This is a genomic window from Mesorhizobium erdmanii, from assembly GCF_013170725.1.
GTDB lineage: Bacteria > Pseudomonadota > Alphaproteobacteria > Rhizobiales > Rhizobiaceae > Mesorhizobium > Mesorhizobium erdmanii.
Genome location: NZ_CP033361.1, coordinates 258026 through 279800, shown reverse-complemented (window position 1 = coordinate 279800; position 21775 = coordinate 258026). Strand labels below are relative to the sequence as shown.

The following is a 21775-nucleotide window of genomic DNA, read 5'->3' as shown; positions in this document are numbered from 1 at the left end:
GCGCACGATCCGGATCAGGCCGGGCGCTTGACCCGGTTTTTCAGGCTCTCGTAGCCACGCGCGCCAAGCAAGGCGCGGGCTAGTGCCTTGGCTGCCCCCTTGCGGCCGTCCTGCGAGTTGATCTGCCGCAGCCTGGCCGGCAGGTTGCGCGCCGCATGGCCGAGCGCCGGCAGCGACAGCTTGTCGGGAAAGCTCACCATATGCGTTTCGACGCACAGCACCGGCTTGCCCGACAGTTCGGTGATCCTCAACGCCTGCGGATGTTCGCTTTCGATGAACAGGATGGCGTCGGATTTGCGGTAGAAATCGGCCTTGAAACTGCCATGCGCGCCAAGCCGCTGCCGCTCCGCCTTGCTCGGCAGGTCGAGCATGACCAGTTGATCGTACTGGATGCCGTTTCTGGCCAGCCAAGCCTCGGTCAGCGCGCGGTATTTCTCCAGCCGGCTGGTGACCAGCCAGCCGATCCTGTGGGTCGGCGCATGCAGCGGCCGTGCTTCGCTGAGGAATTTCTCGTAGGCCGGCCCGTCGTCGTTTTCCGCCTCGGTCGGATCCAGGCAGAGCACGCCGTCGATGTCGACGCAGCATTGCGCCAGGAATTTGTGATGCATGAAATTCCACTGGAACATGCGCGGATGCAAGACCACTTCGAAGACGAGGTCGGTTTCCGCGTGCCGCGGCTCCAGGCCGAACACGGCGGCATAGGTGAAATCGCCCTCGATGCCGGCAGCCTCGATACGGGCACGGGCATCGCGCATGGCGTTGCCGCCGGCGATGCTGTCGTCGATCACCAGCACCTTGCGCATGTCCGAGACCTTGCGGTCGAGCGCGGCGCGGCGCTTGGTGATGCCTGATGTGTAGACGCGGCCGTCCAGGAACGAGTCCAGGTCGGTCATCGGAATGTTCGCCGCAAGGCTGACCAGCGTCGCCGCCAGCACGCCACTTCTGGGAACGCCTACCACTAGGTCGATGTCGCGTGGCAGCCGGTGAAGGTTGCTGACGATCGTGTCGTTCATGTCGGAGATCGATCGGTAGTGCATGGATCAGGCCTGATGCTCGTGTGGATGTGGTTTGCTCAAAAAGGCGCCGAAATCATTGCGCCTCGCGCGGCGTTGCCGCCGGCTGTCTTGCCGGCAGCATTTTCAGGGCCTCGCGCAAGGCCTCGCGGCCGGATGCGAAGGCCAGCGCGACGGCGATGGTGATGAGGTAGGCAAGAATGGCGCCGCTGGCCAAGGCGATGACATGCTGCTGCGGCAGCAGCGGCTTGATCAGCCAGACCGCCGCCAGCGCCAGATGGGCGCCGAGCACGAATGGCGTTGCGGCGCGCAACACATGGCTGGCCCGCAGCGGTCCGCTCTTGCCGACATAAAGCCACAGGAACGGCGTGCGCAGATATTCGCTGACTGCGTAGGCGATCGCCACGCCGAGCGCGCCATAGGGCAAGCCGATCGCGAAGGCGAGCACCGATGTCACTGCCGTGATGATGCCCCAGCGCATGAAGTCGCCTGAGCGGCCCTGGCTGACGAAAAGCCAGCCCGCGGGGTTGTTCAGCGGCTGCAGCAGGCCGGCAAAGCCGAGCGCCAGGAAGATCGCGGCGCTCGCGCGCCACTGCTCGCCGAGCACGAAGGGGATCAGCACGTCCGACATGGCGGTAGCGAAGGCGACGCCGGGCAGCGCCACCAGCAGGATCAGCGGCATGACGCGCAGATAGGCGCTGCGATAGCGATCCGGTTCGTCCTTCAGCCTGGACAGCGCCGGCACCATGACCTTCGACAGCGGATTGGTGATCTGGCTGAGCGGGAACAGAAGCAGCTTGTAGGCGCGGTCGTAAAGGCCGAGCTGGGCCTCGCCCCAGTATTTGCCGATCAGCACATTGTCGAGGTTGCGGGCGAAGAAATTGGCGAAATTGAAGCCGGTGATGCCGGCGCCGAAATTGATCAGCTCGCCGATGCCCGCGACCTTGCGCGGCATGCCGGGCCGCCAGCGCGAGCTTGCCCAGAAGCACAGCGTCGGCAGCACCGCACCGGTCAGCGTGCCGGCAAACAGCGCCCAGTAGGAGCGGTCGATGAAGGTCCAGGCGATCGATACGGCTAGCCCGGCAACCGCGCTGGCGACATCGATGACCGCCAGGCGTCCGAACTGCATGCGTCGCGTCAAAAGCGCCAGATGCTGGGCGCCAAGCCCATAAGCCATGATCTGCAGCCCGAACGCGGCCACCAGTCCGGCGACGCGCGGCTCGCCGTAGAAGGCGGCGACCAGCGGTGCTGCGGCCGCAAGCACGCAGGCCAGGATGGCGCTGACGGCGACATTGATCCAGAAGAGGTAGTTCACCTCCTCATGCCGGATGCCCGATTTCTGGATGGTCGCCTGGGTCAGGCCGAAATCCTGGAACAGCGCGATGAAGGCCAGCACCGGCGCGCACATCGCGACGACGCCGAAATCCTGCGGCGACAGGAGCCGCGACAGCACGATGACGGATATGATCTGTGTCGCGACCCGCACCGATTGCGACAGGGCGGTCACCACCGCGCCTCGGCCGACCGACTTGCGCAGCGAGCCTTCTGGCGGATCGAATGGATTGGCTTCCAAATTCAGGATTCCTGATCTTTGCGCGGATTCCGAAAAATCGAAACCCACAACCGCCGCCAACCCCAAACTACGGCAATAATTTTGCAGTGCAACAGAAAATGTCCACGGCCGCGCCAAAAATGTTGCGATGCAGCAAGAGCTGTACTAGCATCCCTTTGGGTGGGTCAAACAGCGGTCGAGTTTTAATGCTGCATGTCTTGTACCTGGTGCACGATGTCTCCGATCCGGCGGTTCGCCGACGCCTCACAATGCTCAGGACAGGTGGCGCCCGGGTCACGCTGGTGGGCTTCCGCCGCACCGCCACGCCGATTGCCGATATCGAAGGATTGCGCCCAGTCGACCTCGGCGTGACGCGCGACGGTCGATTCGCGCAGCGCCTGGCAGCGGTGGCGAAAGCTGCGATTTCAATCGGTTCAAAGCTCAAGGACACGCCCAGGCCCGATCTCATCATCGCGCGCAATCTGGAAATGCTGGCGCTTGCTCGCCGCGCCAGGTCGGTCTTCGGCGCCATGGTGCCGATCGTCTATGAATGCCTCGACATCCACCGCCTGGTGCTGCGCGACGATGTCCTTGGCAAGGCGCTGCGTGCCACCGAGCGCCATCTGGCGCGCGACGTGAAGCTGCTGGTGACCAGTTCGCCGGCCTTCATCGCCAATTATTTCAAGCCCTTCCGCCAGGTTGCCGCACCCGTCGAGCTGGTCGAGAACAAATATTTCGAGGCAGCGGCGATCTTGCCCGGCGAACCTGAGGCAATGGAAGGGCCTGCCACCCCACCATGGCGGATCGGCTGGTTCGGTGCGCTGCGCTGCCGCCGCTCGCTCGAGCTCCTGGCAGATTTCACACGCCGCATGGATGGACGTTTCGAAGCCGTGCTGCGCGGCCGCCCGGCGCTCTCCGAATTTCCGGACTTTCATGCCTTCGTCGATGCCGAGCCCTATCTGTCGTTTCGCGGGCCCTACCGCAACCCGGAGGACATGGCGGCGATCTACCAGGACGTTCATTTCTCCTGGGCGATCGATTTCTTCGAAGAGGGGCAGAATTCGGAATGGCTGCTGCCCAACCGCCTCTATGAAGGCTGCCGCTTCGGCGCGGTGCCGATCTCGATGGGTCATACCGAAACCGGCCGATTCCTCAATGAGCAGGACATCGGCGTCCTGTTGCCCGAAGCTTCATCGGACGCACTCGAAACAGCACTCGGCAAGATGGAGGAGCACCGCTTCGGCAGGCTGAAGGCGCGCGTGCTTGCATGCAATCCGAGGACATGGAGCTACGATCGCAGCGACTGCCGGGCATTGGTCGAAAAACTGCGCCGCCTGACCACCGTGCGCGAACCGCTCGCCGCCGAAGCCCTGGCATAGGACCTACCCGATGACGCAAGCGCCTCTTTCCTGTCTGATCGTGATTCCCTGCCTGAACGAGGCGACCCATATCGGTACGCTGCTTGATCAGTTGCGGCCCTCCGCCGAAAGGCTTGGCGCCAGGATTGTCGTTGTCGATGGCGGCAGCACCGATGGCACGCTGGCCATCGTCGAGCAGATCGCCGCCGCCGATGCATGCGTCATCCTGCTGCACAACGAGCGGCGCATCCAGAGCGCGGCGATCAATCTCGCCGTCGGCACGTTTGGCGAAGGCGCGCAGTATCTGATCCGCATCGACGCCCATGGCGGCTATCCCGACGACTATTGCGACCGGCTGGTCGAGGAAGCACTGGCCACATCAGCGGATTCGGTCGTGGTTTCCATGCGGACCAGCGGCAGCGGCGCCCTGCAGAAATCGGTTGCGGCGGCGCAGAATTCAAAACTCGGCACCGGCGGCTCCAAGCACCGCCATCTCTCCGCCGGGGAATGGGTCGACCACGGCCATCACGCCCTGATGCGGATATCGGCATTCGGCGCTGTCGGCGGCTATGACGAGACGTTCAGCCACAATGAGGATGCCGAGCTCGACTACCGGCTGCGGCAGGCCGGCTACAAGATCTGGATGAGCGGCAAGACGCAGATGGTCTATTATCCGCGCGCCTCGCTCAAAGGCCTGTATCTCCAGTATCTCGGTTATGGCCGCGGCCGCGCCAAGAACGTGCTGAAGCACCGCGTCATCCCCAAGGTCCGGCAGATGGTGCCGCTGGCGGTCTTCCCGGTGGTCCTGCTGGCGGTCTTCTCGTTCGTGCACTGGATCGCGGCGGTGCCGCTGCTGGTCTGGGCTTCGGTGTGCCTGGGCTACGGTCTGGTGACGGCCATCCGCCAGCGCAATGCCGACATCGCGCTCGCTGGCGTCTCGGCCATGGTCATGCATTTCGGCTGGTCCGTCGGCTTCTGGCTGCAGCTTCTCGGCCTCGGCGCGCGACGAGGGGTGGCGTAATGGCGGTCCAGGCCAGGAACCGCAGCATCGACATCGGCGTGTGCACGTTCCGGCGGCCGGAGCTGGCCGATACGTTGCGTTCGCTTGCCGCCATGGGGATGCCCGAAGGCTTCGATGTAGGTGTCATCGTCGCCGACAATGACGACGCGCCGAGCGCCCAGGCCCTGGTGGCAGCGCTGTCGCGGGATTTGCAATTGCCGATCCGCTATCGGCATGCCCCGGCGCGCAACATCTCGGTCGCCCGCAACGCTTGCCTCGATGCCAGCGAGGCGGATTTCCTCGCCTTCATCGACGACGACGAGACTGCTTCCACCCGTTGGCTGTCCGAGCTGGTCGCGACGGCCGAGGATAGCGGTGCGACAGCTGTGCTCGGCCCGGTGCGGGCGCTCTACCGCCCGGATGCACCTGAATGGATGCAGCGCGGCGATTTCCATTCGACCTTGCCCGTCTGGGTGCGCGGCGAGATCCGCACCGGCTACACCTGCAACGTGCTGCTGCGCATGGGATCGGACAGCCTGCATGGCCGTCGCTTCAGCCTGGCGCGCGGCCAGACCGGCGGCGAAGACACCGAGTTCTTCGATCAGATGGTCAAGGCCGGCGGCCGCATTGCCTTCTCCAGGGAGGCCTGGGTGGACGAGGTGGTGCCGCGCTCGAGGGCGGCGTTTGACTGGCTCGGCCGCCGCCGTTTTCGCGTCGGTCAGACGCATGGTCACCTTCTGGGCAGCAATGCGCGTGGCATCGGGCTGATCAAGCATGTCGGCCTCGCCTCGGCAAAGGCCATCTATAGCTTCGCCTCGGCGCTTGCCGTCGTCGCCAGCCCGGTGCGCAGGAACCGCAGCGTGCTGCGCGGCATCATGCATCTCGGCGTCGTCAGCGGCCTTGTCGGTGTCCGCGAAATCCGCCTCTACGGTCAATCCTCACCTGGGGAAGGAGGCAAACGTGCAGTCTGACGTTTCCCCAACCTCCGATGTTTCAGTCCCCGATATTTCCTTCGTGATTGCCGCCTACAATGCCGAGGCAACGCTCGACCGGGCGATCGCCAGCGCCATCGCGCAGAAGGGCGTCAGCGTCGAGATCATCGTCGTCGACGACCAGTCGCGCGACGCCACGCTCGATGTGGCTCGGTCCTATCCCCAAGACATTGTGCGCGTCGTCGCCCTGGCCAGGAATCGTGGTCCCGGCGGCGCCCGAAATGCCGGGCTCGACGTCGCCCGTGGCCGGTGGATCGCGGTTCTTGATTCCGACGATGCCGTCTTTCCCGGCCGTCTCGCCGCCATGATCGGCCGCGCCGAAAAGGCGGATGCCCAGATCGCCGTCGACAATCTCCAGGTCATCCGCGAGGACGGCGTGGTCGAGGATGCGATGTTCCCCAGGCACTATCTGGAAGGCTTGCGTGAGATTTCGCTGGCCACCTACATCGCCGGCAACATCGTCTTTGAATCGAAGTTCAACCTCGGCTACCTCAAGCCGATCTTCCAGCGCCGGTTCCTGGACGAAAACCGGCTGCGCTACGATGAGCAACTGAGGATCGGCGAGGACTACATCCTGTTTGCCGAGGCGCTCGCCAAGGGCGGCAGATGCGTGGTCGAGCCCGACATCGGCTACGCCTACCATATTCGCAGCGGCTCCATCTCGCGTGTGCTCGAGCTTCACCATGTGGAAGCGATGCGCAAGGCGGATGCCGTATTCGCTCAAACCCATCGGATGGACGAGGCAGCCCAGGCGGCCTTTGCCCGGCGCGGCCGCAGCCTGCGCAAGGCGGCCTCCTTCCTGGCGATGGTCCAGCACATCAAGGCGCGGTCCCCGCTCAAGGCGATCCGGACGGCGCTCAGCGACCCGGCGGCGATCAGGCACATGGGTATGCCTATCGCCGTGCGGTTGCGACGAGTAGCGGCACAGTTTGCCGTGGGGGTGGGGAGGTGAAGATGCAGGCACATGGAGGGATTTTTCGTGGCCTGTGAGTGGACTGAAGTCGATCTCCTCAGAAGGAATTTGCGATGAAGAAAATCAGGAAGGCCGTGATACCGGTGGCGGGGCTTGGAACGAGGTTCCTGCCGGCGACCAAGTCGATGCCGAAGGAAATGCTTCCCGTGGTCGACAGGCCTGTCGTGCAATATGCGGTGGACGAGGCCTTCGAAGCCGGCATCGAGCACGTCGTCTTCGTGACCGGCCGCAACAAGGCGGTCATCGAGGACTATTTCGACCTGCATCCGGAATTGATCGGCACCCTTGAGCAGACCGGCAAGAAGACCCAGCTGGAGGCGCTCGAAAGCATGCTGCCGGTGGCCGGCGCCACCTCCTTCATCCGCCAGCAGTCGCCGCAGGGCCTCGGCCACGCCGTCTGGTGCGCCCGTGAGGTCATCGGCAACGAGCCCTTCGCCCTGCTTTTGCCCGACATGGTCTCTTTCGGCGGGCGCGGCTGCCTGGCCGAGACCGTCGACCTTTATGAGCGTACCGGCGGCAACGTCATCGCCGTGGAACGTTGCGATCCGGGCGAGACCAACAAATACGGCATTGTCGGCCGCGGCGCCGATATTGGCGGCGGTTTCGAGGTCTCCGCCATGGTCGAAAAACCGGCCCCGGCCAACGCGCCGTCGAACTTCTACATCAACGGCCGCTACATCCTGCAGCCCGAGATCTTTGCGCTGCTCGGCAATCAGCAACGTGGCGCCGGCAACGAGATCCAGCTGACCGATGCCATGGTCCGCCTGTCGAAGGACCAGCCATTCTTCGCCCAGCCTTTCCTGGGCCGCATGTTCGATTGCGGCTCCAAGGAAGGCTTCATCCAGGCCAACATCGCCTTCGCGCTGGCGCGTGCCGACATGAAGGGCCCGGTCTTCGAGATGCTTCAGGAGTTCGTCCGGTCGCATGAACGTCAGGAAGAAGCCGCATAATGCCCATCTTTCGGGAGTATTGCCGGATGGCTGGCGGCGAGGGGCCGACAGGCCCCCGCCGTCTGGCATGAAGCTTGCTTTGCTTCGTGGCAATGCTCCCGACCGTTGAGGCGCCTGCAAGCCAAGGCACGATCCCGGAGATTTTCGGAAAAGATCATGCCCAAACAAAGAGATAGAGCCTCAGCCCGATAATCGGGAACGCAACAGGCTCTGGATTGGACCGACGATGAACTATGCCAATTTCCCTCTCGACAAGAGGATGCCATTGCCGAATTCGGACGCAGGAAACGGCGAAGACTTCATCGATATCGAGCGGCTGCTTGGCATGGCCGCGCGGCAGGCCAAGGTGGTTGCCGTGTGCGCCGCCATCGGTCTTTTCCTGGGTATGCTGTATCTGCAGACAACACCGCCCAAATATGTGTCGATCTCGAGCGTGCTGATCGACGAGGGCCTGAACAAGATCGTCGACGATATTTCGGCGGCGTCGACGACCATGCAGACCGATAGCGCCATTCTGAGCCAGATCGAGATCCTGACCTCGACGCGGCTTGCCGCGGTGGTCGTCGACAAGCTCAAGCTCGACCAAAACGACGCGTTCATGAACCCGCCGCAGTCGGCGCTTGCCCAGGGCGTCGGCCTGATCCGCGGCCTGATCCAGTATGTTCGTCCGAGCCCTATCATCCCAGGCGTCGGCGACATCAGCAAGCTCGACCCGGCTGCCCGCGACGCGCTGATTGCCGCGTCGCGCCGTGACTACGCGATTCTCAAGCTGCAGAACGAGATTCGTGCCGATCGCGTTGGACGAAGCTACGTCATCGCGCTTGGCTATCAGGCGACGGATCCGGGCCTGGCGAAAGCGATCACCAAGGCCTATGCCGATGCCTATCTTGCCGATCAGCTCGACGCCAGCTTCGATGCCACCGAGCGCGCGGCGGTCTGGCTGCAAGGCCGGCTGACGGAACTGCGCGAAAGCTCGCAGCAGGCATCCCTGGCGGTCGAAAAATTCAGGGCCGCACACGGCCTGTCCGCCAACAGCGATGGCCAGTTGATGAGCGACAAGCAGCTTGCCGACCTCAACGCCCAGCTCATCGTGGCGCAAGCCGACACGGCGCGCGCCAGCGCCCGCTACCAGCAGTACAAATCGATCATCGACAGCGGCTCCGAAAACGCTTTCAGGGATGCCGCCATATCGGCCGACCAGCCGAGCAGCTCGGTCATCTCCACCCTCAAGACCCGCTATCTCGCGGTCGCCAAGCGGCAGCAGGACGTCGAGGCGAATTTCGGCCCCACTCATCCGCAGGCCGTGGCGCTCGCCAAGGAAAAGGCCGACATATCGGCTCAGATCTTCGGCGAGCTGAAGCAGCTCACCGAAAGCTATCGCAACGAGTATGAGGTGGCGTTGGCGCGCGAGACAGCGCTGCGGGCCAATGTCGCCACCGCACAGGGCAAGAGTTCCATCGACAACCAGTCGCAGGTTCAGTTGCGCGAGCTCGACCAGAAGGCGACGGCGCTCACCACGCTCTATCAGACCTTCCTCGGCCGCTATGAGGAAGCAGCGCAGCAGCAATCCTTCCCGGTCGGCAAGATCCGCATCATCTCGGACGCGTCGACGCCGCTCTCCGCCTCGAGCCCGCGCACCATCATCGTGCTCGGACTGTCCCTCGTGCTCGGCATGCTGATGGGCGCCGGCTTCGGCGGCCTCAACGAGTTCAACGAGCGGTTTTTCAGGACCGGCGAGGAGGTCCGTGACCGCGTTGGCCTCAAATTCCTCGGCTATTTGCCGACCATCGGCAGCAAACCGGCCAAGGAGGACAAGCAGGCCGAGGCTCAACCGGATCAGAAGGATGCCAGATCGCCGGCCGCCATCGAAAGGCGGGCACGCATGCGGGTCAGCATCGACGCTCCGGCATCGATGTTCTCCGAAACACTGCGCAGCGCCAAGATCGCCTTCGATGTAGTGATGGAAGGGCAAGGCAGCCGTGTCATCGGCGTCATCTCGGTGCTTCCCGGTGAAGGCAAATCGACGGTCGCGGCCAATCTCGCCGGGCTGCTTGCCGCTAACGGCGCCAAGACGCTGCTCATCGACGGCGACTTGCGCAATCCTGGCCTCAGCCGCAGCCTCGGCATGGAGGCCGAGCAGGGCCTGATGGAGGCCGTGGTCAACGGCCAGACCTGGCAATCCGTCGGCAAGATCGACCGGCAGACCAAGCTCGCCATCATCCCGGCCGTGCTGCGCGGCAACTTCTCGCACACCAGCGAGCTTCTGTCCTCGGCCGGAATGCGGCGTTTCATCGAGAATGCCAAGGAGACGTTCGAGTACATCGTCGTCGATCTGCCGCCGCTCGGACCGGTGGTTGACGCCAAGGCCTTCGCGCCGCTCGTCGACGGCTTCGTGCTGGTCACCGAATGGGGCCGCACACCGCGCGCCATGGTGCGGTCGATGTTGGAATCCGAACCCTATGTCGCCAACAAGATCGTCGGCGCGGTGCTGAACAAGGTCGACCTGAAGAAGCTCGCCAAATACGGATCGTTCGGCGCGTCGGAGAAATTCTTCGACAAATATTCGAGCTACTATCTCGACAAGTCGGAAGTGCGCAGCAGGGCGGCCTGAGCCTGGCCGTTGCCCTTGAGGCCCGGCCGCATTTGTCGCCACTGGGAGATAGCTTGGCCATTCGCTATCTGGGGCAGGCGGTTGGTCACGCCGCCTTGAGCCGGTAGCGAAAAACGGTGTGATCGAGCAACAGCCGGACGCGCGGCTCGGCTTCGGTGGCCACCAGCCAGCTTGCCGCGATCATGGTCGCGCCGACCAGGGCCATGGAGACGAGATAAGGCACCCCGGCACGGACCATCGGCCCAAGCATCGCCGCGCCGATGACGTCGTGGATCAGATAGAGCGGATAGGTCATCAGGCCGATCCGGCGCCAGCCCCTCCAGCTGAGGTCGAGGCGCAGCGACCACGCCATCAAGGCGATGGCGACGAGGAAGATCAGGATCGGCGGCGCATAGGGCATCACGGCATTGACCTTTATGCTGTGGACGTTGACCGAACTGGCGATCTGCAGCACGCTGCCGCCAAGGAACAGCAGGCAGAAGCCAAGACGAGGGACCGTCAGCGCCTTGAACCGCATCAGCCAGATGAGCACGCCGACGGCGAAGAAGCAGCCGTGATGCACCAGGGTGAGCTGCAGCCAGCGCGTTTCAGCGAAGTCGGCCCAGCCGAGCGGATAATAGAGGCACCAGAACAGCGTGCTGATCAAGCCTATACCGATGGCGACCGTCTCCATCAGGTGGAAACGGCCGAGCCGCAGCAGCACCCAGACGATGGCGTAGAAGGCGATCTCGATGCCGAGTGTCCAGTAGACGCTGTCCACCCAGGGGCCATAGGGCGCGAACAGGCCGGTGCGGACCAGCCTCACCACCGCATCGGTCGGCCAGCTCAGGCCGATGAGCAGCAACAGCACGGCGGTGATGGGCGCACAGATCCAGACCGCCGGCGCCAGCCGCTTCACCCGGGCCTCGAAGAAGCGCAGCGGCGTCGATTTCTCGGCGCTGAAGGCGATGACGAAGCCGCTGATGACGAAAAAAACCTCGACGCCGACCCAGCCTGACCCGACCCAGGCGCCTATACCAGGCTGTGCCGGCACGCCGCCCGTGGCCTGCGCCGAGATGCCATCGGGATAGGCCCACACCCAGAAGCCGTAGTGGTAGACCATGACCATCACGGCGGCGAGGAACCGTAGGATGTCGACGCCGCCAAATGTAATTTTCTGCTGAGCCATACCGCACCGCCGGATGGCCCCCCACGAAAAGTGTAGGGTGGAATGTTGCGATGCACAATCAACGATTGCGGACCGCGGCGATCACAAACTTCGCCGCCGCGAAACATCCGGATGGCGGCGCGTCACATGCGCCGATGGTATCAAACCCCGATGCCGCGTGCCTTCATCGCAACGGTGATCTCGTCCAGGATGGCCGGGTCGTCGATGGTTGCCGGCATCGCCCACGCTTCCTTGTCGGCGATCTTCTGCATGGTGCCGCGCAGGATCTTTCCCGACCGCGTCTTGGGCAGGCGCTTGATCGTCACCACGGTCTTGAAGGCGGCGACCGGACCGATGCGCTCGCGCACCAGCGCGACCACCTCCGTCTCGATGGCGCCGCCGTCGCGCGTAACACCGGCGTTCAGCACCACGAAACCGAGCGGAATTTGCCCCTTCATCGCATCGGCGATGCCGACGACTGCGCATTCGGCGACATCGGGATGGGCGGCCAGCACCTCTTCCATGGCGCCGGTCGACAGCCGGTGGCCGGCGACATTGATGATGTCGTCGGTGCGGGCCATCACATAGAGATAGCCGTCCGCGTCGATCATGCCGGCGTCGGCCGTCTTGTAGAAGCCGGGGAACTCGTCGAGATAGGCCTGGCGGAAGCGCTGGTCGGCGTTCCACAGCGTTGGCAGGCAGCCTGCCGGCAGCGGCAGCTTGACCACCACATTGCCGAGCGTGCCGCGCGGCACCTCGTGGCCGGCATCGTCGAGCACGCGGATGTCGTAGCCGGGCATCGGCACGCCGGGCGAGCCATATTTCACCGGCAGCAGGCCAAGCCCGGTGGGATTGATGGTCATCGGCGAACCGGTCTCGGTCTGCCACCAATGGTCGACGACAGGCACATTCAGCTTCTGCTCCGCCCATTTGATGGTTTCGGGGTCGGCGCGCTCACCGGCCAGGAACAGCGTACGGAATTTCGACAGATCGTATCTGGGAACGAACTCGCCTTTGGGGTCCTGTCCCTTGATGGCGCGGAAGGCCGTCGGCGCGGTGAACAATGCGACGACGCCGTGGTCGGAAATGACCCGCCAGTAGGTGCCGGCGTCCGGCGTGCCGATCGGCTTGCCTTCGAACAGGACGCTGGTGCAGCCATGCAGCAGAGGGCCGTAGACGATGTAGGAATGTCCGACCACCCAGCCGACATCGGATGCCGCCCAGAACACTTCGCCGGGCTTGACGCCGAACTCGTTTTCCATCGTCCATTTCAGCGCGACCATATGGCCGCCATTGTCGCGCACGATGCCCTTGGGCTGGCCGGTCGTGCCGGAGGTATAGATGATGTAGAGCGGGTCGGTTGCAAGCATCGGAACGCAGTCGACATTGGCGCCTGCTGCCCGTTCGCGCGCGACGGCATCGGCATAATCGATATCGAAATGGTCTTTCAGGTCGCAGCGCAGCTGGTCGCGCTGCAGGATCAGGCAGGCGTCCGGCTTGTGGCGGGACATCTCGATCGCCTTGTTGAGCAGCGGCTTGTAGGCAACGATACGGCCCGGCTCGAGGCCGCAGGAAGCCGAGATGATCAGCTTCGGTTTGGCGTCGTCGATACGGGTGGCCAATTCATGCGAGGCAAAGCCGCCGAAGACCACCGAATGCACCGCGCCGATGCGGGCGCAGGCGAGCATGGCCATGGCCGCCTCCGCCACCATCGGCATGTAGATGATGACGCGGTCGCCCTTGCCGACGCCACGGTTCTTCAGCACCGAGGTCAGCGCCACCACTTCGCGCTTCAGCTCGGCATAGGTGAATTTCTTCACCGTACCGGAGATGGCGCTGTCGTAAATCAGAGCGATCTGGTCGGCGCGGCCGCCCGCGACATGGCGGTCGATGGCGTTGTAGCAAGTGTTGCAGGTCGCACCGGGAAACCAGCGGCCGTAGACGCCGGCATTGGCATCGAACACCTTGTCCCAGGGCGAATACCAGTCGATGGCGTCCGCCGCCTCCGCCCAGAATTTTTCCGGGTCGCGTTTCCAGCCGTCATAAACCTCGTGATAGCGTGAAGCCATCCGTAACCTCCCCAGGAACCATTTGCCGTCTTTGCTAGCAGCCTATGCTGTTTGTTCCGGCGCTGTCTTCCCTGATTTTAGTCTGAACCGGTCCCGGCTTGACCCTTGGCGCGCTCTGTCATGAAGTGAAGCCTTCTCGGGGGAGGATCCGACAATGCATCATCTCGTGTCGAACGGGGCAAAACCGGTGTTTGTGGTCGATCGGTGCGGTGCTCGCGCCCGCAACCGCAACTGCGCCGGCCGAAGACGCGTCCGCACGGTGATCTTGCAGGGCCAGGACGGCAAGCCGCTCGAGACACCGCATGAGGAGCGGCCGGCGCGTCCTTATCGTGACCGGACAGCCTCGCTAATGCAGGCCGGTAGCCGACTAACAAACAGCATTCATTGGATAAAATTCGACCGCGCTAGATCGGCAGAGCCACAAGCATGAGGCCGACGCCGCCGAAGATCAAAATAGCTGCCGCCAGGGTCTTCCGATGACGTTCGAAAGTCGTCGGAGCCCGCTCCCAGTTGTAACGCATACGCTATCTCCCCAAAACCCCGGGAGTCCTTACCTTACTTAGGGGAAGAAATGCAACGGCCCTGCCGGTCAGTTCACCTGCTTGTCATCTCGCGCGAACGACTATTTCTGGGGCGATTTCGGACACGAACAGGCACTTGAATGCGATTTGTCGACAGGGAGGATCATGCGAAGCTGCAAGACCGCACAAGCCGGGATGCTATCTCTCCCGGCCGGCCGATAGACAGCACTACACCACCGCGCTATCTCATTTCAGGGATCTTGCGGGCTTGTTGGGGTTGGTGATGGAAATTGTCTCTGGAACGATATTGCGGTTGGCGGACGACGCCTCGGTTCAGCATGTCGGTGACGGTGCGGTCGTGCTTCTGGCGCGCAGCGGCCAGCTTTATACCTGCAACGGCACGACCGAAGCCTTTCTCGACAAGGTCGATGGTGCGCGCAGCTTCGATCAGATCGTCGGCCTGCTTTGCGAGGAGTTCGAGGCCGATAAGGATACGCTCGACGAGGACATGGCGGCATTGGCCGCCGATCTCGTCTCGGAAGGCATTCTCGCCACCCCGGGGTCTTGATGGCTGACGGTCCGCTTCTGCGCGCCCTATTTCGCTGCCATCTCTGGGCAAGCGCGCGGCTGCTTCCGGTCCTCATTGCCGGGCGCAGCTTCGAAGATATGCTGAAATGGGCGCCGCTTGCCTCATCGACACCCTATCGGGGCCTGTCCGCCGCCTACATCGTCGCCCACGTCAACCGCACCGTGCGCCATCCCTGGCTGATGCGCGACCGCAGATGCCTGCGCGAAGGCCTGCTCGGCCATCGCTTCCTGCGCCTCGCCGGCTTCGATCCGGAGTTGCGCTTCGGCGTCGATCCGAAGTCGCTGCAGACGCCACGCGTCTCGGCGCATTGCTGGGTCTGCCTCAACGGCAGGCCGGTGGTCAGTGATAGCCTTCCCGGCATGGTCGAGATTTACCGTCACCATGCCGATCCCTCGAAGGTGCACCCCGCTTGAACAGGCCTTCAGCATGCTATGGCCTCAACGGCCAGGTCCTTGGCATTGCGGCCGACCGGCCTGAGCTGTGGCGGGATTTCGACAGGATGCTGGGCATCCTGCGTATCGACGATGCCGTCGAACCGGGCTTTCGCCTCGACATCGCCGAGATGGATGTCCTGGACGAGGACCCCGGCGGATCGCTCGTCTTCGACGGTGAGATACCCGAAGACGGGTACTGCCGGATGATCGTCCACGGTGCCACCGTCAATCTCATTTTTCCCGGACGACAGACCGTTGCCGTCAATGACGAGGAAGGGTGGGCGAAACTCCGGGTTCGTCCTGGCAGCAAAGCAGCCTGGACGCCATCGATGCTGGTGCTGGACGCCGCGCTCGACGCCGGCGGCCAGCATATGCTGCACACGGCCGGGCTGACGCTGCCAGGCAGTGACGCCGTCGTGCTGATCCATGCGCCGAGCGGCACCGGCAAGACCACGACGTCGCTGGCGCTTGCAACGCAAGGCTTTGGCCTGTGTTCGGACGATGCCATGATCCTGGATCCTGCTGCGGACAGTCCGGTGGCCTGGGGGTTGCCGCGCCATGTCAAGATCCACGAGAAGACCGCCGAAATGATCCCGCAGGTTGCGCCGTGCCTTGGCCGGTCATGGGACAGGAATGGCGAACAGGCCGTCTCGCTGGAGCGGTTGAGCGAGATCGTCCGCGTCGAAAGCCCGGTCGCTCGGCCGGTGGCGGCCCTGCTGCACCTGGCCCGCTCGCCCGACAGTCAAACCCGGCTCGTGCCCATGGCGCGGACCGACGCGATGGTGGCGCTGGCGATGGACAATGTCCGCACCGGCATGACCGGCCTGCTGCCGCTGCAGAAACGCCGGCTGGCGACGATCGGCAGGTTGGTTTCCTCGGTGCCGACCTTCACCCTGGAAGTGGGCGCCCGCCCTGCCGACGCGGCGGCGCTGATAAGCGCCACGTTGGGAAAGCAGGACTGAGGACCTAGTCACACTGTCTGCGGCCTCCTTGTTTTGCGCAATTCCGGGCGGAAAACCGTTTCACACTTTTCCTGGAATTGCTCTTGCCTTGGCCAGCCGCTGGATCCAGCGGAAAGCATCGCGGCGCAGGCGCGAACCGATCTTTTCCCGAGAATTGACCCTGAGCAGCGTGGTCGTCGTTATCAGCCGCTTGGCAAGCCTTATCGAGAGATCGGGCTTGATCCGCCCGGCGAGCTCAAGCGCGCGGGCCTCGCCGAACAACTGGCCGGTGACATTGAGCACGATCGCCAATTCGAGCTCGATGCCGGTCATCCGGGCGGCGTCGAGCAGGCGGGTTTCCGATTCGGCTGACTGCAGAGCCCGCACCCCTTGCAGCACGTCGACGCAAAGCTGCAGGCGATGGAATTTGTGGCCACCGGCGGCGTGCACGATGGCGATCGTCAAAAGTGCGGCCGGCGTGTCCGTCACGTCGCCGTCGATGATGCCCAGTTCACGGAAACCCAGCGACAGGCGCCGCCGCATGCCGGTGTCATGCACGAGATCGCCATGCAGTTCGACCAGCAGGCTGGAGTTCTCCTTTTCCAGCCATTTGAATTCCTGCAGCTGGTAGGACTCGGCCTCATTGCTGCCGAGCTCGAAGCCGCATCCCGCGATCACCTGGTTTGCCCGGGCAAGGTTTGCTGGCTCGACGAGGATATCGATATCGGTAAACGGCCGGTCGGAAACGTTGCGATAGAGCTTGCGCGCAAAGACCGGCCCCTTGACGATCCGCGCCGGAATGCCTGCTGTCGCCATCCCCTTCATGATGCGGTCGCCATGGTATTGCAGCAGCATCGACTGGCCGGTGGCGATCGTCGCCTTGTTTCGCAAATCGTCAAGCTTCTCCCGCAAGCCGGCGTCAGGTGGCAACCGCGCGTCGCCCCCCTCTTGCAGTTTGCGCAGCATGATCGGCAGGACGCCGTGGAATTCGGCATTGTCGAGCAGCGCCGACAGCACCTTTGCCGACAAATTGTCCTCGACCGCAGTGGCCTCCGGATCGGCGAAGCGCAACAGCAGTCTTTCTTCGGTGGAAGTAAGGGATGGCAGCATCAACCGGACAAATGTTGTGTAGATTAACCGGAATGGTTGCAGAAAAGCGTGGCTGTTGCCAGCTTTACATGCCCCAGTGCAAGGCTGCCGTGTGGACAGGCGCGTCCCACCAGCCGGTCATCTCGTCGTCGAGCATGGTGAGGGTGATCGAGCAGCCGGCCATGTCGAGCGAGGTGACAAAGCTGCCGACCAGCGAGCGAGCTATCGTCACGCCCCGCTTCTCGAAGATTTTTCGCGCGCTATTGTACATCAGATAGAGCTCCATCAGCGGCGTGCCGCCGAAGCCATTGACGAACAGCAGCGCTGGACCTTTCGCCCTGTCTCCGAGATCGCCCAGGATCGCGGTGCAGATCTCCTCGGCGATCGCATCAGCGCTTTTCAAGCTATCGCGGCGGCGGCCGGGCTCGCCATGGATGCCGACGCCGAATTCCATCTCGCCGTCGCCGATATCGAAGGTCGGCTTGCCGGCCGCCGGCACGGTGCCGCTGGTCAGCGCCACACCCATCGAGCGGGTTGCGGCGTTGACGCGTTCGCCCAGCGTCTTCAGCACGGGCAGGGCCAGGCCATGTTCGGCCGCCGCGCCGACGATCTTTTCCACCACCAGCGTGCCGGCGACGCCGCGCCGGCCGGTCGTGTAGGACGAATTCTCGACGGCGACGTCGTCATTGGTCACCACCTGCAGGACGCCGTCGGACATTTCGGCCGCCATGTCGAAGTTCATCACATCGCCCTCGTAGTTCTTGACGATGAACAGGCAACCGGCGCCGGTGTCGACGGCTTGCGCCGCCGCCAGCATCTGGTCCGGTGTCGGCGAGGTGAAGACCTGGCCGGGGCAGGCGGCGTCCAGCATGCCATGGCCGACAAAGCCGCCATGCATAGGCTCATGGCCCGAGCCACCGCCGGAGATCAGCGCCACCTTGCCCGGCCGCAAGGTCCTGCGGCGGACGAATTTGTGCTCCTCGCCAAGCACCAGTATATCGGCATGCGCGGCGACGAAACCGTCGAGGCTCTCGGTCAGCACCGTGTCCACCGCGTTCATAAATTTCTTCATGGCGTCCTCCCAAACAGCCCGGCAAGAAACGGTCAGCTGCCACTCTTGCCGGCGATGCTGGTGATCTTCTGGATGAATTCGTTGATCGCCCGGTCGAGCGCCGCGTTCTGCTTGTCGTCGCCGAAATCCGGCACGACAAGCGACACATGCCGCGTCTTGCGCATGCCTGCGGCGACAGACATTTTTCCCGGATGCGCCTGATGGTAGGCGGCGAGGAACTGATCCCGCTCGGCCGGGCTGAAATGGCAGACGGAAAAGATCGAAGGCAGATGTTTTGAGGGAATCGGGATCGTATAGGCCGGGCTCGAAATCTGCGTCACGAAGCTGCGGTGTTTGCCGAGCGCGTCGGCGAGGCGCTGGCGCATGCCCGATGGGCGCTGGTCGATGACCTGCGACAGGATCGTCTTGTAGGCACGGATCGCCTCTTCGGAACCGGGTTCGGGTTTGATGTCCGCCATGCCAGCCGCCTAGACCGAAACATCTGATATGGCCGCTTTGGCCATGGCGAGTTGCGCCGGCGCGACGGACAGATCGCGCAAGCCCGCTTCGAGCAGCGAAGGGATCGCGGCGGGATCGCCGCCGGCATCGCCGCACAGGCTGACGGGAATGCCGGTTTCCCGTCCGAAGGCCGTGACCGAGCCGATCAGCCGCAGCACCGCCGGATGGCGGACCGAATTGAGATGGGCGACCGCTGCATTGTCACGCGCCGCCGCCATCACATATTGCGTGAGGTCGTTGGAGCCGATCGAGAAGAAGGCGACATCGGCGAACGCCTCGGGCGCGATGGCCACCGACGGCACCTCGACCATGATGCCGAGCGGCGGCATCTCTTGTGCCACACCGCGCGCGGCAAGCGCCGCCTGCTCCTCGGCGAACAGAGCGGCTGCGCGTTCATACTCATCGGCCATCGCGATCATCGGAAACATGACCCTGAGATTGCCGTGTGGAGCGGCGCGCAGCAATGCCCTGATCTGCGCGCGGAAAATGTCGAGCCGCGCCAGCGACAGCCTGATACCGCGCAGCCCGAGGAACGGATTGCCTTCCTCGACGGTGAAGCCCGGCACCGGCTTGTCGCCGCCGGCGTCGACGGTGCGGATCGTCACCGGTTTGTCCCCGGCCCACTCCAGCACCTTGCGGTAGGCGCGATACTGCGTCTCCTCATCCGGCAGCGTCTTGCCGAACAGGAACTCGGTCCGCATCAGCCCGACACCGTCGCAGGTCGCGATATCGATGCCGTCGACATCCGACGGATCGGCGATGTTGACCTGCACGCGCACCGCCGTGCCGGCCTTGGTCACCGCCGGTCGGGCGAGAAAACGCCGTGCCATGCCCTGGCGGGCCGCGAAGGAAGAGGACGAATGCCGGAACGAACCGATCTCATCAGGCGAGGGTGCGAGCACGATGCTGCCGTGCTCGGCGTCGAGCAGCGCGATGCCGGCAAAATTGGCAAGTGGTTCACGCAGCCCCACCACCATCGGCACGCCACGCGAGCGCGCCAGCATGGCGACGTGGCTGGCGGTGCTGCCTGCCTTCAGCGCGATGCCACCGCCATTGCTCCAGTCGGTCTCGAGAAAGCGCGTCGGGGCGATGTCCTCGCCGCAGAGGATGGCGCCGGAAGGCGCAGCAGCGCCGCCGTCCGCTGTCAGGGCGCGCAGCACCTGGTCCCTGATATCGCGCAGATCCGTGGCGCGGGCGCGGAAATAGTCCTGGTCCGAGGCCTCATAGCCGGCGATCTCGGCATCGAGTGCCTGCCGCCAGGCCGCGTCGGCGGCCTTTCCGGACGCGATCGATGCGAAGGCGGGTCCGCTCAGCGCGTCGTCCTCCAGCATGGCGATGTGGAATTCGAGTATGCCGGCGGCGTCGCTGTCGGCGGTTTCCACTATTGTCGCAAGCCGGCTCACCGCCTTGCCGATCGCGGCTTGCAGCGACGTCGTCTCTTCCGCTGATGTGGCTTTGCCTGTGTAGACGGCCGGCGGCCGGTCGAGGTCGAACAGCGGCCCCTCGGCATAGCCGGCCGAGGCCGGAACGCCCTCAATCCGCATAGCCCATTTTCCTTGCGCGCCGGCGCAGATGCGAGCCGGCTTCAGGCCGAGCGGACATGGCCGGCATCCTCGTCGAAGTCGCGCCGCACCAGGTCGATCAGTGCGCGGACGGCGTCATCGGCACCGTTGCCGCTGGCCCTGATATGCAGCACCGTGCCCTTCGGTGCCTTGGCCGCCATCACCTTGACGATGCTCTTGGCGTCGAACCACGGTCCGTTGGCGGCAAGCGCTATTTCCACGTCGGCGGCAAATGTCTTGGCCAGCTTGGTGAACTTCACCGAAGGACGCGCATGCAGGCCCACATCGTGGGTGATCAGGACGGTCGCTTCGGCGGCTGTGGACATCTCAAAATTCCCGTTCACTCACGACGGCGACAATTCATGCGCCGTCGCCACCACTTCCTTCAGCGAGGCGCCGCCGGACGACTCGGTCGCCGCCATCACCGCGCCCTCGACGATCGGCGCGTTGCAGACGATGATCTTCTGCGCCCGCGGCTCGCCGATCATCTCCACCGCCATTTCCGAATTGGTCTCGGCGCCGCCGAGATCGACAAGGATGGCGACACCGGCTTCCGACCAGGCCTTGTCGATGGCGCCCATGATCGCCTCGACGCTGGTGCCAAGCCCGCCATGGCCGTTTCCGCCGCACCATGCAAGCGGCACTTCGTCGCCCACCATCTGGCGTACCATGTCGGCGGTGCCCTCCGCGACCAGCGGCGAATGCGAGACGATCACGATCCCGACATTGCTCATGCGCTTTCCCCGATCGCCTGTCCCACCGTGCGCACCAGCAGCGCGGTCGAGCGCGCGCCGGCATCCATATGGCCGATCGAACGGTCGCCGAGGAACGAGGCGCGGCCGCGCAGCGCCCTCATCGGCACGGTCGCCTCGGCGGCGGCGTCGGCGATGTCGGCTATTTCCGCCGCTGGCTTTCCGCCAGCCAACGCGTCATGCACCGGCTGCAGCACATCGAGCATGGTCTTTTGTCCGATCTGCGACTTGCCGCGCGCGGCCACCGCCTCGATCGCCTTGCCAAAGGCAGCCGTCAAGTCGGCACGGTCGGGGTCCGCCGAAATCTCCTTGCCCAGCGCCATGAACAATGTGCCGAAGAGCGGGCCGGAGGCGCCGCCTACCGTCATCACCAGCTTGGTGCCGATCGCCTTCAAGGCATCCGGCAGCGGCTTCGCGGCGAACGCGTCGGCCTCGGCTCGCACGGCTTCGAAGCCGCGCTTCATGTTCAGCCCGTGGTCGCCGTCGCCGATCGCCTGGTCGAGCGCCGTCAATTCCTCGGCGTGAGCGGCGATCGCGTCGGCGGCCGCCGCGATCAGCCCGGCAAGATTCAACGCCGCCATGTCGTCAAGATTCCCGGTTTCCAGCTTGCCGGCAGTAGCGAAAGAACGGTCGTTCGACAACTGGTGCATGC

Annotated in this window: 20 protein-coding genes; 9 read left to right on the top strand and 11 right to left on the bottom strand. The window is 64.2% G+C overall.

Annotated elements, in window-relative coordinates:
* Positions 1 to 14 precede the first annotated feature (14 nt).
* On the bottom strand, positions 15 to 1037 hold the full coding sequence (locus EB233_RS01290; protein ID WP_027052697.1) for a phosphoribosyltransferase family protein: 1023 nt from the start codon (positions 1035 to 1037) through the stop codon (positions 15 to 17).
* A gap of 52 nt (positions 1038 to 1089) precedes the next feature.
* On the bottom strand, positions 1090 to 2586 hold the full coding sequence (locus EB233_RS01285) for a lipopolysaccharide biosynthesis protein (protein ID WP_027052696.1): 1497 nt from the start codon (positions 2584 to 2586) through the stop codon (positions 1090 to 1092).
* Between the two features lie 185 nt (positions 2587 to 2771).
* On the opposite strand from EB233_RS01285, the gene EB233_RS01280 reads away from it, so the two are divergent.
* The 6 genes from EB233_RS01280 (at position 2772) to EB233_RS01255 (ending at position 10449) form a co-directional block, all read left to right on the top strand.
* Positions 2772 to 3944, top strand: a complete 1173-nt coding sequence (locus EB233_RS01280) for a glycosyl transferase family 1 (protein WP_064990385.1) — start codon at positions 2772 to 2774, stop codon at positions 3942 to 3944.
* Between the two features lie 10 nt (positions 3945 to 3954).
* Positions 3955 to 4944, top strand: coding sequence for a glycosyltransferase family 2 protein (locus EB233_RS01275; protein ID WP_064990386.1), 990 nt, complete (start codon positions 3955 to 3957; stop codon positions 4942 to 4944).
* Positions 4944 to 5894: a glycosyltransferase family 2 protein gene (locus EB233_RS01270; protein ID WP_064990387.1), complete on the top strand. Its 951-nt coding sequence runs from the start codon at positions 4944 to 4946 to the stop codon at positions 5892 to 5894. Before EB233_RS01275 ends, EB233_RS01270 begins: the two co-directional genes overlap by 1 nt.
* Entirely contained in the window at positions 5884 to 6867 is a 984-nt protein-coding gene (locus EB233_RS01265; protein WP_064990388.1) for a glycosyltransferase family 2 protein, read from the top strand. The genes EB233_RS01270 and EB233_RS01265 overlap by 11 nt, the downstream gene beginning before the upstream one ends.
* Positions 6868 to 6941: 74 nt before the next feature.
* Positions 6942 to 7838 carry a UTP--glucose-1-phosphate uridylyltransferase gene (locus EB233_RS01260; RefSeq protein WP_064990389.1) on the top strand — a complete coding sequence of 299 codons (897 nt, stop codon included), beginning with the start codon at positions 6942 to 6944 and terminating at the stop codon, positions 7836 to 7838.
* Positions 7839 to 8064: 226 nt separating this feature from the next.
* A complete protein-coding gene (locus EB233_RS01255; RefSeq protein ID WP_064990390.1) occupies positions 8065 to 10449 on the top strand; it encodes a polysaccharide biosynthesis tyrosine autokinase in 2385 nt (794 codons plus the stop codon).
* Between the two features lie 85 nt (positions 10450 to 10534).
* On the opposite strand, the gene EB233_RS01250 is transcribed toward EB233_RS01255, so the two are convergent.
* Positions 10535 to 11617: an acyltransferase family protein gene (locus tag EB233_RS01250; RefSeq protein ID WP_064990391.1), complete on the bottom strand. Its 1083-nt coding sequence runs from the start codon at positions 11615 to 11617 to the stop codon at positions 10535 to 10537.
* 140 nt (positions 11618 to 11757) lie between these two features.
* Positions 11758 to 13665, bottom strand: a complete 1908-nt coding sequence (locus EB233_RS01245) for a propionyl-CoA synthetase (RefSeq protein ID WP_064990392.1) — start codon at positions 13663 to 13665, stop codon at positions 11758 to 11760.
* An 804-nt stretch (positions 13666 to 14469) separates the two neighbouring features.
* On the opposite strand from EB233_RS01245, the gene EB233_RS01240 reads away from it, so the two are divergent.
* From EB233_RS01240 to EB233_RS01230, 3 genes are read left to right on the top strand one after another with little or no spacing between them, the layout of a single operon-like run.
* Positions 14470 to 14754 carry a PqqD family protein gene (locus tag EB233_RS01240; RefSeq protein ID WP_027052687.1) on the top strand — a complete coding sequence of 95 codons (285 nt, stop codon included), beginning with the start codon at positions 14470 to 14472 and terminating at the stop codon, positions 14752 to 14754.
* On the top strand, positions 14754 to 15188 hold the full coding sequence (locus EB233_RS01235) for a lasso peptide biosynthesis B2 protein (RefSeq protein WP_064990393.1): 435 nt from the start codon (positions 14754 to 14756) through the stop codon (positions 15186 to 15188). Before EB233_RS01240 ends, EB233_RS01235 begins: the two co-directional genes overlap by 1 nt.
* Positions 15185 to 16171: a phosphoenolpyruvate carboxykinase (ATP) gene (locus tag EB233_RS01230; protein ID WP_064990394.1), complete on the top strand. Its 987-nt coding sequence runs from the start codon at positions 15185 to 15187 to the stop codon at positions 16169 to 16171. Before EB233_RS01235 ends, EB233_RS01230 begins: the two co-directional genes overlap by 4 nt.
* A 60-nt stretch (positions 16172 to 16231) precedes the next feature.
* Here the strand turns inward: EB233_RS01230 and EB233_RS01225 are convergent, their stop codons facing one another.
* The 7 genes from EB233_RS01225 to dhaL form a co-directional block, all read right to left on the bottom strand.
* Entirely contained in the window at positions 16232 to 17260 is a 1029-nt protein-coding gene (locus EB233_RS01225) for a nucleotidyltransferase family protein (RefSeq protein WP_064990395.1), read from the bottom strand.
* A 64-nt stretch (positions 17261 to 17324) separates the two neighbouring features.
* The gene (dhaK, locus tag EB233_RS01220; protein ID WP_064990396.1) at positions 17325 to 18311 is read right to left on the bottom strand and encodes a dihydroxyacetone kinase subunit DhaK; all 987 of its coding nucleotides are present in this window, start codon (positions 18309 to 18311) and stop codon (positions 17325 to 17327) included.
* A gap of 32 nt (positions 18312 to 18343) precedes the next feature.
* Positions 18344 to 18769, bottom strand: a complete 426-nt coding sequence (locus EB233_RS01215; protein WP_027052682.1) for a hypothetical protein — start codon at positions 18767 to 18769, stop codon at positions 18344 to 18346.
* Positions 18770 to 18778: 9 nt separating this feature from the next.
* Positions 18779 to 20353 carry a phosphoenolpyruvate--protein phosphotransferase gene (gene ptsP / locus EB233_RS01210; protein ID WP_064990397.1) on the bottom strand — a complete coding sequence of 525 codons (1575 nt, stop codon included), beginning with the start codon at positions 20351 to 20353 and terminating at the stop codon, positions 18779 to 18781.
* Positions 20354 to 20394: 41 nt separating this feature from the next.
* The gene (locus EB233_RS01205; RefSeq protein ID WP_027052680.1) at positions 20395 to 20697 is read right to left on the bottom strand and encodes an HPr family phosphocarrier protein; all 303 of its coding nucleotides are present in this window, start codon (positions 20695 to 20697) and stop codon (positions 20395 to 20397) included.
* 18 nt (positions 20698 to 20715) lie between these two features.
* Positions 20716 to 21105, bottom strand: a complete 390-nt coding sequence (gene dhaM / locus EB233_RS01200) for a dihydroxyacetone kinase phosphoryl donor subunit DhaM (protein ID WP_027052679.1) — start codon at positions 21103 to 21105, stop codon at positions 20716 to 20718.
* Positions 21102 to 21704 carry a dihydroxyacetone kinase subunit DhaL gene (dhaL, locus tag EB233_RS01195; RefSeq protein WP_064990724.1) on the bottom strand — a complete coding sequence of 201 codons (603 nt, stop codon included), beginning with the start codon at positions 21702 to 21704 and terminating at the stop codon, positions 21102 to 21104. Before dhaL ends, dhaM begins: the two co-directional genes overlap by 4 nt.
* Between the last annotated feature and the right edge of the window lie 71 nt (positions 21705 to 21775).